At 63.6% G+C, this 12,917-nt stretch carries 13 protein-coding genes; 4 read left to right on the top strand and 9 right to left on the bottom strand.

What is annotated here, in order from left to right:
- Positions 1-160: 160 nt before the first annotated feature.
- Entirely contained in the window at positions 161-439 is a 279-nt protein-coding gene (locus ACQ4W7_RS14010; RefSeq protein WP_426071918.1) for a hypothetical protein, read from the bottom strand.
- Between the two features lie 14 nt (positions 440-453).
- Here ACQ4W7_RS14010 and ACQ4W7_RS14005 point away from each other — a divergent pair, with 14 nt between their 5' ends.
- Positions 454-633, top strand: coding sequence for a hypothetical protein (locus ACQ4W7_RS14005; RefSeq protein WP_034746290.1), 180 nt, complete (start codon positions 454-456; stop codon positions 631-633).
- 11 nt (positions 634-644) lie between these two features.
- Here ACQ4W7_RS14005 and ACQ4W7_RS14000 read toward each other — a convergent pair whose 3' ends face one another.
- From ACQ4W7_RS14000 to ACQ4W7_RS13965, 8 genes are all read right to left on the bottom strand, one after another.
- On the bottom strand, positions 645-2,108 hold the full coding sequence (locus ACQ4W7_RS14000; protein ID WP_436531346.1) for a glycine betaine ABC transporter substrate-binding protein: 1,464 nt from the start codon (positions 2,106-2,108) through the stop codon (positions 645-647).
- A gap of 69 nt (positions 2,109-2,177) precedes the next feature.
- Entirely contained in the window at positions 2,178-3,404 is a 1,227-nt protein-coding gene (gene hutI, locus ACQ4W7_RS13995) for an imidazolonepropionase (protein ID WP_436531191.1), read from the bottom strand.
- 13 nt (positions 3,405-3,417) lie between these two features.
- Complete coding sequence (locus tag ACQ4W7_RS13990) at positions 3,418-3,993, bottom strand: HutD/Ves family protein (protein ID WP_436531189.1); 576 nt, start codon at positions 3,991-3,993, stop codon at positions 3,418-3,420.
- Positions 3,993-5,357: a formimidoylglutamate deiminase gene (locus ACQ4W7_RS13985; RefSeq protein WP_436531187.1), complete on the bottom strand. Its 1,365-nt coding sequence runs from the start codon at positions 5,355-5,357 to the stop codon at positions 3,993-3,995. The genes ACQ4W7_RS13990 and ACQ4W7_RS13985 overlap by 1 nt, the downstream gene beginning before the upstream one ends.
- Before the next feature lie 8 nt (positions 5,358-5,365).
- Positions 5,366-6,154, bottom strand: a complete 789-nt coding sequence (gene hutG, locus ACQ4W7_RS13980; RefSeq protein WP_426071914.1) for an N-formylglutamate deformylase — start codon at positions 6,152-6,154, stop codon at positions 5,366-5,368.
- A 20-nt stretch (positions 6,155-6,174) separates the two neighbouring features.
- Entirely contained in the window at positions 6,175-7,734 is a 1,560-nt protein-coding gene (gene hutH, locus ACQ4W7_RS13975) for a histidine ammonia-lyase (protein ID WP_436531185.1), read from the bottom strand.
- A gap of 19 nt (positions 7,735-7,753) precedes the next feature.
- Positions 7,754-9,457 carry a urocanate hydratase gene (hutU, locus tag ACQ4W7_RS13970; RefSeq protein WP_436531183.1) on the bottom strand — a complete coding sequence of 568 codons (1,704 nt, stop codon included), beginning with the start codon at positions 9,455-9,457 and terminating at the stop codon, positions 7,754-7,756.
- A gap of 118 nt (positions 9,458-9,575) precedes the next feature.
- The gene (locus tag ACQ4W7_RS13965) at positions 9,576-11,249 is read right to left on the bottom strand and encodes an amidohydrolase (RefSeq protein WP_436531181.1); all 1,674 of its coding nucleotides are present in this window, start codon (positions 11,247-11,249) and stop codon (positions 9,576-9,578) included.
- 176 nt (positions 11,250-11,425) lie between these two features.
- Between ACQ4W7_RS13965 and ACQ4W7_RS13960 the strand changes: the two genes are divergently transcribed.
- From ACQ4W7_RS13960 to ACQ4W7_RS13950, 3 genes are read left to right on the top strand one after another with little or no spacing between them, the layout of a single operon-like run.
- Positions 11,426-11,791 carry a hypothetical protein gene (locus ACQ4W7_RS13960; RefSeq protein WP_436531179.1) on the top strand — a complete coding sequence of 122 codons (366 nt, stop codon included), beginning with the start codon at positions 11,426-11,428 and terminating at the stop codon, positions 11,789-11,791.
- Entirely contained in the window at positions 11,733-12,461 is a 729-nt protein-coding gene (locus tag ACQ4W7_RS13955; protein ID WP_436531177.1) for a Rhs element Vgr protein, read from the top strand. Before ACQ4W7_RS13960 ends, ACQ4W7_RS13955 begins: the two co-directional genes overlap by 59 nt.
- A 19-nt stretch (positions 12,462-12,480) precedes the next feature.
- Positions 12,481-12,915 (top strand): hypothetical protein, encoded by a 435-nt coding sequence (locus ACQ4W7_RS13950; RefSeq protein ID WP_426071908.1) that lies wholly within the window; start codon positions 12,481-12,483, stop codon positions 12,913-12,915.
- Positions 12,916-12,917: the final 2 nt, after the last annotated feature.

Below are 12,917 nucleotides of genomic sequence, written 5' to 3'. Positions count from 1 at the left end.
TCACCGCGCCGACCTTTACATTTGCTTACCGGGCCTTATATTTTCCTTAAATCTGTCAGAGAACTGTCCATCCTTTGCCACAGTTTATTTCCGTGGTTCAATCAATGTGCCATGCAAGCCGATATGTTGTTGCGTAACCCCATTGCCACCCTGCGCATTTTTATAGATTTGGTACACTGTCAGGCAGGCGATGCAGCCAGCAACCACGGCAAAAATGACCATGCGACGCTCCTTGAGTTTTTTTGAAGGTATCAGGGAAAACAGAGCCTGAGGCCGATGATGGCCAGGCAGGAAGATTCAGTGTGGCATCTTCTGCCGGTGGGGCATTGCGCAATATCAAACGCGTCAAATTGACGGCGCGCTGGCGTTTGATACGACGCAAAATGGCGGCAATGCGCTCACACACAATGAACGAATCAATGACCGAATCGTTACGCATATGGGAGCCACATCATGAATGTCTCTGCCAAACCGCTCGTCATGAAAATCTACCGCGCCTACCTGCGCTCCCGCCTGGAGCGCTACACGCGCGACTTGCAAGCCATCGCCGAACAGCGCGAGAACGACTTCCAGGCTGAACGCATCCTGCACCAGGCCGTCGTCTCGGTGCGCTCGAAACTGCACTCGTTGTAACCGTGATGCCGTCAGTGCTGCCGGCCGGCCACGGCCCAGCGCTCCAGCAGCTCGAACAAGCCCTGCGTCAACAGGGCCAACACGGCTGCGGGGATGGCACCGGCCAGCAGCATGTCGTTGTCGTTCAACGCCAGGCCGATGGTGATGCGTTCGCCGTAGCCACCCGCGCCGATGAAGGCGGCGATGGTGGCTGTGCCCACGCTCATCACGGCCGCCGTTTTCACGCCTGCCAGCATGACGGGCAAGGCCAGCGGCAAGTCCACGTGCAGCAAGCGGTCGCGCCGGCTCAAGCCCAGCGCCAGCGCCGCCATGCGCAAGCCTTGCGGCACTTGCAAGATGCCCGTGCACGTGTTGCGCACGATGGGTAGCAGCGCATACACGAATAGGGCCACCAGCGCCGGCACCATGCCGATCATCCCCAGCACGGGGATCAAGATCGCCAGCAAGGCCAACGACGGCACCGTTTGCAGCACGCCGACAAAGGCCAGCACCGTTTGCCGCAGCGGCGCCGAAAATGCCGCCAGCACGCCCAGCGGAATGCCGATCAGGCACGCCAGGGCGACCGACAGCAGCACCAGGGTCACGTGCTGGCGTGTCAGAGTCCACAAATCGTCGCCGATGATTTTAGCCAGCAGATTGCTGCGTACGGCGGTCGGTTTGTTCGCCTGCGTGCCGAACGCCAGCCATTGCCGCGCCACTCCCGCAAAGCTCTTGCCATCGATTTCCACGGCCGCATTCATGGCAATCATGTCGCCCTCGCTGATGCGCCCCTGCAGCCCTTGCAACGCTTGCCAAGCGGCGGGAAAGCGCGGCGGCACGTCGAGCCGGAACAAGAGCATGGCGTCGTAGCGGGGGAAATACTGCTGCGTGTCGGCCAGCACGCGCAAGCCGTACTGGCGGATCTTCGCGTCCGTCGAATAAATGTCGATCACGTCCACCTGGCGCTGCGCCAGCGCTTCGTAGGCGATGCCGTGATCGAGTCCGCGCGGGCGCTGCGGCAAGCCATAGCGGGCGGCCAGGCCCGGCCAGCCATCGACCCTGCCGATGAATTCATGCGACAGGCCAAACTTCAAGGCGGGGTGCTGCGCCAGCTGCGCCAGGCTGGCGATGGCTTTTTCATCACCGCGCACGGCCAGCGCATAGGTATTGTTAAAGCCCAGAGGCACGGCCACACCCAGGCCCAGCGCCGCCAGCTCGCGCCGCATCTGTTCCAGATCAATCGGTTTGTCGTGCTTGAGGATTTCGCTGGCGATGGTGCCCATGTATTCGGCATACACGTCGATGCTGCCCGCCTGCAGCGCGGCGAGCACGATGGCTGTATTGCCCAGTCCCTGGCGGTGCTCCGTCTTGACGTGCGGCGCGGCGCTCTGTTTGACGATTTCGCCGAGGATGTAGGATTCCGTGAAACGCTTCGAGCCCACCTTCAAGGTACCGCCGTCCAGGGCATGCGCGGGCGCGGCGGCGAAGACAAACAAAAACAGCAGGTAAGACAGCAGGTAAGACAGCAAGTAAGCAGCACGCACGCGGCGCTCCAGGACGGATGATCAATCCTTCAAGCTTACCACCGGCGCGCGCCAGACACCGCCGTACACCACGCCCGCACACGGGTTCAGGCCCAGCGCATACGCCAGGTCGGCCGGGCGCGCGATGCGCCACAGGGCGAAATCGGCGCGCTTGCCCACCACCAGGCTGCCCGTTTCATGCTGCAGGCCAAGCGCGCGCGCCGCATGCAGCGTGCAGCCGGCCAGCGCTTCCTGCGGTGTGAGGCGCCACAGGGTGCACGCCATGTTCATCGCCAGCAGCAATGACGTCATGGGCGAGGTGCCCGGATTGCAATCAGTGGACACGGCCATCGGCACGCCCGCCGCGCGCAATGCCGCGATAGGAGGTTGCTGTACTTCGCGCAAAAAGTAATACGCGCCCGGCAGCAACACGGCCACGGTGCCATGTCCTGCCATGGCGGCGATGCCCTCTTCCGACAAGAATTCCAGATGGTCAGCCGACAGGCCGCCGTAGCGCGCCACCAGCGCCGCGCCACCCAGGTCGGACAGCTGCTCCGCATGCAGTTTCACGGGCAAGCCCAAGCCTCGCGCCGCCGCGAACACGCGCTGCGTTTGCGCCGGCGTAAAGCCGATGCGCTCACAAAACGCGTCGACGGCGTCGACCAGGCCATCGCCAGCCAGCTGGGGCAGCATCTGCGCGCACAGCAGGTCGATATACGCGTCGGCCTGGCCCGCATACTCGGGCGGCAGCGCGTGCGCGCCAAGAAACGTGGTGCGCACGGACACGGGTAGCTGTTGCCCTATCCTGCGCGCCACGCGCAGCATCTTCGCCTCGCTGTCCGCAGCCAGACCGTAGCCGGACTTGATCTCCAGGGTGGTCACGCCCTCGGCCAGCAGCGCCAGCACGCGGGGCAGGCTTTGCCGCAGCAATTCGTCGTCGCTGGCCGCGCGCGTGGCGCGCACGGTGGACATGATGCCGCCGCCGGCGCGGCTGATCTCTTCATAGCTGGCGCCATTCAGGCGCGCCTCGAATTCGTCGCTGCGATTGCCCGCGTGGACGATATGCGTATGGCAGTCGATCAGGCCGGGCGTCAGCCAGCAGCCCTGCCCGTCGAGCAGGACTGCACCGCTGGCCGGCAGCTCGTCACCGGGGCCGAACCAGGCGATGCGGCCATCCTTGACGGCGATGGCTGCGTCCAGCAGTTCGCCATAGCCGTGCTCCATGGTGGCCAGGTGGACGTTGTGGATGACCAGGTCCCAGTCTTGCATGGTGTTTTCCTTCCTAGATGAACAGATCGACGCGGAAGACGGCCGTGCGCTGCAGAGCTTCCAACCGCCATTCCTGCGCATCGTCGGCATCCAACAGCAAGGCGTCGTAGCGGACCAGTGCGAACTGCTGCTCTGCACCGCGCGCCAGCACGGCCCCCTCGCCGGCGACAAACAGCAGGGTCGCCGCGCTGCGCCGCGCCAGCTTGCCCGGCGCCGTGATTTTTTCCAGCTGGTGACGGCAGCGGTCGCGGCGCGTCATCACGTTGAAATCCGTCGTCGGCCCCTTGACTTGCGCGGACACGGCCGCTTCGCCTGAAAACCACAGCATGGGCTGCGCTGCGGTCAAGACCACCTTGCGCGTGCCGTCGAGCGTCAGCTGCACGCTGTCGCCATCGACCAGCATCAGGCTGCGGTCGATGCCGGGAAAGCTTGAAAACGGGCCGCTGGCCGTGATTGTCGCCAGGCTGATACGCCAGTCGAAGTCGTCGAAGCCGGCGCCCAGGGGAGCAATGGCGATTTCCGTCGTGCTACCGCCGCCATTTTTCCACGGCGCGGCGCGCAGGTATTCATGCGGGATGAAGGTTGCCATCAGAGCGCCCTCAGTTGCGCCAGGGTGCGCTTGTAGGCGGTGGCGATGGCGTCCTGCGCCAGATGGCGCCCACCGCGCACCTGCCACTGGCCGCCACACAACACGTCGCGCACCAAGTTGTCGTTGCCGCAGAAAAGAAAACTGCCCAGCACATCCCCGATAGCCACGCCGCACAAGTTCACATGCGTCTCGTCGAGCACCAGCAAGTCGGCGCGGCTGCCCTGCGCCAGCGCGCCCAGCTTGCGCCCGGACGCCTGGGCGCCGCCTCGCAAGGCCGCCTGCCACAGGTAGTCGCCCACATGGCGTTCATCGGGTGTGGCGGCGACATTGCGCTGCTGGCGCTGCAAGCGCTGGCCGTATTCGAGCCAACGCAATTCCTCGACGGGCGACTGCGATACATGACTGTCGCTGCCGACGCCGAAGCGCCCGCCGGCGGCGATGAATTCGACGAGCGGAAACAGACCATCGCCCAGGTTCGCCTCCGTTGTCGGGCACAGACCCGCCACGGCGCCGCTGGCGGCCATCAGCGCCACTTCATCGGGCTGCACATGCGTGGCATGCACGAGGCACCAGCGCGCATCGACATCGACCTGATCGTACAAATACTGCACCGGGCGCCGGCCGCTGGCATCGAGGCATTGGCGCACTTCGCCCTGCTGCTCGGCGATGTGAATATGAATGGGGCGCAGCGCCGGCAGCGCTTGCGCCACTGCGCGGATCTGCGCCACGCCAGCCGCACGCAGCGAGTGGGGCGCAAAGCCCACCTCCACCTGCCCGCCGCGCTGCGGCGCCAGCGCCTCGATGATGCGCAAGACATCATCCGCATCGGTGCGGAAGCGCGCCTGCTCGGCTTTCAAGGGCTGCTCGCCGAAGCCAGCATGGCTGTACAGCACGGGCAACATCGTCATGCCGATGCCGCTGATGCGTGCCGCGGCCAGCACCCGTTCAGCCGTTTCGGCGGGTCGCGCATACAGCGCGCCAGCCGCATCGCGCTGCAGGTAATGAAATTCGCACACAGCCGTATAGCCATGGCGCAGGCATTCGGCAAACAGCTGCGCGGCGATGGTTTGCATCTGCTCCGGCGTGATGTGGCGCGCAAAGCGGTACATCAGTTCGCGCCAGGTCCAGAAGCTGTCCCGCGCATCGCCGGTTGCCTCGCCGGCGATCTCCGTCATGCCGCCCAGCGCGCGCTGGAAGGCATGCGAATGCAGGTTAACCATGCCGGGCAAGACATGCTGCGCCACTTCCACGCCAGGCGGTGGAGTTGCACCCTCCTGGATGTGCGACAAGTCGCCGGCCGCATCCCACTCCAGCAGCACGTCGCGGCGCCAGCCATGCGGCAGCAGCGCGTGGCGCGCAAACAAACAGCCGCTCAACGCGCCACCCACGCCACGGCCGCTTCCATCATCTGGCGCAGCGGCGGCTGCACCCGCGCCGCCAAGTCGGGCCGGTAGCCGAACGGCATCGCTTCATCCATGTACACGCATTGACACATCTCCAGCTGGATCGCATGCACGCGGCCTGCCGGCTGGCCGTAATGGCGGGTGATGTGGCCGCCCTTGAAGCGGCCATTCAGGGCGACCGTAAATTGCTCCTGTGCGCGCGCGATATCGACCACGGCGGAGGTCAGGCCACTATCACAGCTGGCGCCATCGGCCGTGCCGAAATTCAGGTCGGGCAGCTTGCCGTCAAAGAAGCGCGGCACGTGCGAGGCGATGGAATGGGCATCCCACAGCACCACGGCGCCATGCACGCGCAGCAGCCGCTCCAGTTCCGCGCGCAGCTGCCGGTGGTACGGCGCCCAGTAGCGCTGCAGCCGGTGCTGTACATCAGCCACATCGGGTTCCTTGCCGGCCAGGTACAGCGGCTCGCGGTGGAAGGTATCGTTAGGCAGCAAGCCCGTCGTATCCTGGCCCGGATACAGATTCGTGTCTTCCTGCGGGCGGTTTAAGTCGATGGTGTAGCGCGACCAGCGCGCCGACAGCACGGATGCATCCATCTCTTGCAAAAAGCCATACAGCTCGCGCAAATGCCAATCCGTATCGGCCTTGATCAGGGCCTGCGGCGTCATGCGCGCGGCGATATCGTCCGGTATGTCGGTGCCCACGTGGGGCATCGACACCAGCAGCGGGATGCTGCCTTCGTTAAAGCGAAAATCCATGCTTGTCTCCTTGCGCCCGCTCAAGCGTACAGCGGAGCGAACAAATTCTTGCACGTGCTGCTCAACTCGCCGCGCAAGACCATTTGCTTGGCCGCCTCGATGTCCGGCGCGAAGAAGCGGTCGGCGTCGAAGAACGGCACCTTTTGACGCAACTGGTGATGCACGTGTTCCAGGTGCGGCGAGGTTTTCAGCGGGCGGTGGAAATCGATGCCCTGCGCGGCGGCCAGCAACTCGATGCCGACGATGACGGCCGTGTTGTGCGCCATGTCGTCCAGCCGGCGCCCGGCAAACGTGGCCATGCTCACGTGGTCTTCCTGGTTGGCAGACGTCGGCAGGCTGTCGACGCTGGCCGGATGCGCGAGCGACTTGTTTTCCGACGCCAGCGCGGCAGCCGTCACGTGGGCGATCATGAAACCGGAATTGACGCCCGGGTCGCGCACCAGGAACGGCGGCAAGCCGGACAGGGTGGCGTCGATCAGCAGCGCGATGCGGCGCTCGGCCAGCGCGCCGATTTCGGCAATCGCCAGCGCCAGGGTATCGGCCGCAAAGGCCACCGGTTCCGCATGGAAATTGCCGCCCGAGACGATTTCCGCCTGCCCGTCGGGGCCATCCTGGAAGATCAGCGGATTGTCGGTGACGGCATTGGCTTCGATCAGCAGGGTGCGGCCCACATTGCCGATCAAGTCCAGGCAAGCGCCCATGACTTGCGGCTGGCAGCGCAGGCTGTACGGGTCTTGCACGCGCTCGTCGCCTTCCAGGTGCGAGGCGCGAATGGCGCTGTGCGCCACCAGTTGGCGGTACATCTGCGCGGCCAGGATTTGCCCCGGCTGTCCGCGCACGGCGTGCACGCGCACATCGAACGGCGCATCGCTGCCCTTGGCCGCATCGAGCGACAGCGCGCCCGTGACCATGGCCGCTTCCAGCAGGCGCTCGGCCATGAACAAGCCATGCAGCGTCAGCGCGTTCGACACTTGCGTGCCGTTGATCAGCGCCAGGCCCTCTTTTGCCGCCAACACGACGGGCGCAATACCCGCCTGCGCCAGCGCCTCGGGGGCCGGCATCAATTTGCCGTTGACGCGCACGTCGCCCACGCCCAGCATGGCCAGGGTCATGTGCGACAGGGGCGCCAGGTCGCCCGAGGCGCCGACGGAACCCTTGGCGGGAATGGCCGGCATGATGCCCGCGTTGTACAGGGCGATCAGGGTATCGACGATCAACGGGCGCACGCCGGAAAAGCCGCGCGCCAGGCTGCCGATCTTCATCAGCATGATCAGGCGCACGACGGCGTCCGACAGCAACTCGCCCGTGCCGACGGAATGCGACAGGATCAGGTTGCGCTGCAACTGTTCCAGCTTTTCATCGGGGATGCGCGTCTTGGCGAGCAGGCCGAAGCCCGTGTTGATGCCGTAGGCCGCATCGCCCTTGGCGACGATGGCTTGCACGGCGGCGGCCGACGCCTCGATGACGGGATACGCCTCGGCGGCGAGGATCAGTTTCACGGGCGCGGCCCAGACGGCGCGCAGGTCGGCCAGGGTCATCGCGCCAGGTTTTAACGTCCAATTTTTGGAGTGCTGTGTCATAGTCATTCGAGTCAAGGTCTCAAGGAAGCATGGGAAGAATCAAGCCGTTGCGCTTGGCGCAGGCGGCCGCTGTTTCGTAGCCGGCATCGGCATGGCGCATCACGCCCGAACCGCTGTCGTTGACCAGCACCCTGGCCAGGCGTTTCGCCGCGCTTGCCGTGCCGTCGGCCACGATGACCATGCCCGCATGCTGAGAATACCCCATTCCCACGCCGCCGCCATGGTGCAGCGACACCCAGGTGGCGCCGCCGGCCGTATTCAGCATGGCGTTCAGCAGCGGCCAGTCGGAAACGGCGTCCGTGCCATCCTTCATGCTCTCCGTCTCGCGGTTCGGGCTGGCCACGGAACCAGTATCGAGGTGGTCGCGGCCGATGACGATGGGCGCCTTCAGCTCGCCCGTGCGCACCATCTCGTTGAAGGCCAGGCCGGCGATGTGGCGCTCGCCCAGTCCCAGCCAGCAAATGCGCGCTGGCAGGCCCTGGAAGGCGATGCGCTCGCGCGCCATGTCCAGCCAGTGGTGTACCTGCTTATGGTGCGGGAACAGTTCCTTGATCTTCGCATCCGTCTTATAGATATCTTCCGGGTCGCCCGACAAGGCCACCCAGCGGAACGGGCCCCGTCCTTCGCAAAATTGCGGGCGGATATAGGCGGGCACGAAGCCGGGGAAGTCGAAGGCGTTCTGTACACCCTGGTCGAACGCCACCTGGCGGATGTTGTTGCCGTAATCGACAGTGTGCACGCCCATGGCGTGGAAATCGAGCATGGCTTGTACGTGGGCGGCGCAGGAATCGGCGGCGGCCACCGTCAGGCGCGCGTGGCGCTGCGGGTCCTGCTGCGCCGCCTTCCAGTCCGACACACTCCAGCCGCGCGGCAGATAGCCGTTCACCAGGTCATGCGCGGAAGTCTGGTCCGTCACCAGGTCCGGCACCAGGCCGCCCGCTTTCGCGCGGCGCACCAGTTCCGGCAGCACTTCGGCCGCGTTGCCCAGCAAGCCAATGGAAATGGCGTCCTTGCGCTCCGTATGGTATTTGACCAGTGCCAAAGCTTCGTCCAGGCTGGCCGCCTGCTTGTCCAGGTAGCGCGTGCGCAAACGGAAGTCGATGCTGCTTTGCTGGCATTCAATATTGAGCGAGACGGCGCCCGCCATGGTGGCGGCCAGCGGCTGCGCGCCGCCCATGCCGCCCAGGCCCGCCGTCAGAATCCAGCGCCCGCCCCAGTCGCCGCCAAAATGCTGGCGGCCCGCTTCGGCGAAGGTTTCATACGTGCCCTGCACGATGCCCTGCGTGCCGATGTAAATCCAGCTGCCGGCCGTCATCTGGCCGTACATGAACAGGCCTTGGCGATCGAGTTCGTTGAAGTGTTCCCAGTTGGCCCATTTCGGCACCAGGTTGGAGTTCGCAATCAGCACGCGCGGCGCGTCCGCGTGGGTCTGGAAGACGCCCACCGGCTTGCCGGACTGGATCAACAGAGTCTGGTCGTCTTCCAGCTCGCGCAGCGAGGCGAGGATTTGGTCGAAACAGGCCCAGTTGCGGGCCGCGCGGCCGATACCGCCGTAGACCACCAGGTGCTGCGGATTTTCCGCCACTTCCGGGTCCAGGTTGTTTTGCAACATGCGGTAGGCCGCCTCGGCCTGCCAACTCTTGCAAGCCATCACCGTGCCGCGCGGGGCGCGGATGGTACGGCTGGCATCAAAGCGTGGATCGGTGTCCATTGTGCTGTTCATGCTGTCTCCTCGTAGGGTGCGAGCGGGCGTACCTGGCCCGATACCTGGCCCGCCCTTGTACTCCCAGCATAGGTTGTCTATACAACCAAGTCAACAGGTTTTTGCTGGCGTCAAATCCTTATTTTTTCTGAAACACGCGCCGGCCCGCCACCCACGTCTGCAGCACTTGCGTCTTGCCGATGGCCTTTGGTTCCACCTTGAACAGGTCCTGGTCAACGACGATGAAGTCCGCCCATTTGCCCGCTTCCAGCGTGCCGATGGCCTTTTCCTGGTGCGCTGCCCAGGCCGCGTCGAGCGTGAAGCAGCGCAGCGCTTGCGTCACTGTCATGGCTTGCTGCGGATACCAGCCACCGGCCGGGAATCCTTCGCTGTTCTGCCGCGTGACGGCCGCGTGGATGCCCTCGAACGGGTTCGGCGACTCGATGGGGAAGTCCGAACCGCAGGCGATGCGCGAACCTTGCTTGAGGAAGGTGCGCCACGCATACGCGCCCTTGATGCGCTCGTGGCCCACGCGCTGCTCCGCCATGTTCTGATCGGACGTGGCGTGCGTGGGCTGCATCGACGGCACGATGCCCAGGGTCTTGAAGCGGGGAATATCGGACAGCTGCACCACCTGCGCATGCTCCATGCGGTGGCGCAGGCCCACGCTGTGGTACTGCCCGATCAATGCCTGGTAGCCGTCGAGGATTTGATGGTTGCCTGCGTCGCCGATGGCATGCACGTTCACCTGGTAGCCGGCGCGCATGGCCTTTTCCATTTTCGCGCGCATGGCGGCGTCCGGGTAGAACAGCAGGCCACTGGTAGATGGATCGTCGCTGTAGGGAGCCAGCAGGGCCGCGCCACGGCTGCCCAGGGCGCCGTCAGATAACAGTTTGACGGCACGCAAGGCGTACATGTCGCGCGCGTAGCTGTTGAGGGGACCATTTTTCGACAGCGCGTCGAAATCTTCCGTCGTGTCGGCAATCATGCCGTACACGCGCACCGTCAGCTTGCCGTGGTCCGCATAGTCGCGGAACAATCGGTCCTGCATCTGGCCGATGCCCGCATCGTGCACGCTGGTCAGGCCCACTTGCGACAGCTGCGCCAGCGCGCTATCGAGGGCGGCGCGATTTTCCACGTCGCCGGGTTTTGGCAGCACGGCATCCATCAAGTCCATGGCGTTATCGACCAGTACGCCGGTGGCATTGCCATCCGCATCCCGTTCGATCTTGCCGCCTGCGGGGTCTTGTGTGGCGCGCGTGATACCGGCCAGCGCCAGCGCGCGGCTGTTGGCCCAGCCAGCGTGGCCATCGACCCGGCGCAGCCACACGGGCCGCGCGCTTTCAGCAGCATCGAGTTCCAAGGCTGTGGGAAAGCGCCCCAGCTTCCAGATTTCCTGGTTCCAGCCATTGCCGATCACCCAGCTGCGCTCGGGGTGCGCACGGGCGAAGTCGCCCACGGCCTGCACGGCAGCCTGCAGCGATGCAGAACCGTACAGCATCACGCCGCTGGCAATCGTCCCCAGGCCGAACACGTGGCCATGCGCGTCGATCAGCCCCGGCAACACGGTTTTTCCCTGCACATCGACATAGGTGGCGCCCTTGGCCGCCTTGCGTTTCACCTGCGCGGCGCTGCCGACGGCGAGCAGCTTGCCAGAGTCGTCAAACGCCAGCGCAGTAAAGCGCACCACCTTGCCAGCCGCGTTGAGCGTGTAGCCGTTGGCGTTGTCGATGACGGTGTCGGCGTGGACCTGGCCGAGAGTGCCCATACAGGCGAGAACAAGCAGGGTGCGGCGCATTGGCAGGGTCGGCATTTCCATCTCCAGGTCTTTTAAGTAAATATGTGAAAAGACGAGTGTATAGAAATTGGCAAAATGGTCAAAGCCCGCATGCCTTGCGCCCAGTCAATACTTCCCCGCCGCCGCTGGCCTACGCTGGCGTTTTATCGCGGAGTATCCATGGCCAGGCACCATGTCATCAGCACCACCGCGTGCGACGTGTTCTTCAAGCTCGTGGCCCACCAGAAGAAAGCCTGGGCGCGCGCTTCGACAGCATGATCGTCACCTTCAGCGCCGACGGCCGCCCCGTGCTGGGCGCCACCCTGCGCAACGCGACAAGCGGCTGCGAACTGCACCGCTTGGCCGGCCAGCCCGACGAGTGCTGGTGCTGCGGCTACGACGAGCAGCTGGAATTCGTCTCGCCCGCCAACGTACCGCTGGCGCACGCCGATTACCGGCACCTTGAGCAATGGCGTAACGTGGACGGGGACGACGGATGCAAAGGGGCGCACGGGGCGCTTGGCCAGCAAGCGGGAGGCGCAAATCACCCAGACCGAGTTCCTGCCGCACGCGGATAAATCGCCATGCTGCGCCGCCGCGCCAAAACACGCTGCGCCTGCCGCCAAGGTCGTCCAGCTCGATGGCATCAAGACGACCGACAAAGACGTCGGTTCGTCCGTCAAGCAGGTCAAAGTGAAAGACAAGGTTCGCCCGCTGACCAGGGGCGAGATCGACATGGCGTGGATGCTGTTCCAGGATGCGATCGACTACGGCAAGGTCAAGGTGCATGGGGAGCCGTATCTATGGTTTGGTTTGCAGCCGAAGGATGTGGCCATGACGCCGGATGGGGATATTTATTTTCATGCATCGGAGTATCGGGAGGATTTTTCCATAGCTCAGCCAATAGACAAAAACTGGTTCATGCATGAAATGGTCCATGTCTGGCAGTATCAATTGGGCTATCCGGTTGCATTGCGTGGAGCTATCCGTTTCGGATTGAGTTACACGTATTTTTTAAAGCAAGGGAAAAAACTATCTGACTTCAACATGCAGGCACAGGGCAATTTACTGGCAGATTATTTCGGACTACAGTATTTGAAAACACCAAAAGCTATGAATCAAAAAGAGTACCGAAACTCCCTGACTCTCTACGAAGAGGTGATCGATGCATTTCTTAACAATAGAAAAAGCAAGACCAATCTTCCTGGAAATGACATTGATCATGAGCCTCTGTTTGACACACCGTGATGCGTACCCGGTGTCCCGCATGGCTGAAGCCGAAATTACCTCATTCAAAGGTATGCCATGCTTCACCATCTCAAACAGAGAGGAACGACGGAATGGAACGCCGATGCTTGGCGCACTCATGGTTTACGATATATCCATAAAACCGCCTGTAGAGGTCTGGTCCTTCATTCTCCCTGGAGCGACGACCCTCCCCATGCATGCAAAAACCTGCTATTTGTATGGACAAGTACCGACAGGAGCCGAATCGACTGCTGCGACGATGCTGAAAACAGACAGGATGTACAGCGTCTTTTTGAATGGCAGACCGGATGATCCCTCCGATTCGACTCGTGGTTATAGAGGAAAATTTTGCCTGACCAACGACCCGGCAGGTCAGCAAAAAATCATTGCTATCAACAGTGATATGCAGGAGTGGCGCACTGAAATCTGCCCACCCCACCCATCGCGCCCCTAGTC

The sequence above is a fragment of the Janthinobacterium algoris genome, assembly GCF_051380935.1.
GTDB lineage: Bacteria > Pseudomonadota > Gammaproteobacteria > Burkholderiales > Burkholderiaceae_D > Janthinobacterium.
The sequence above is the reverse complement of the archived record's forward strand: the minus strand, read 5'-3'. Positions and strand labels throughout refer to the sequence as shown.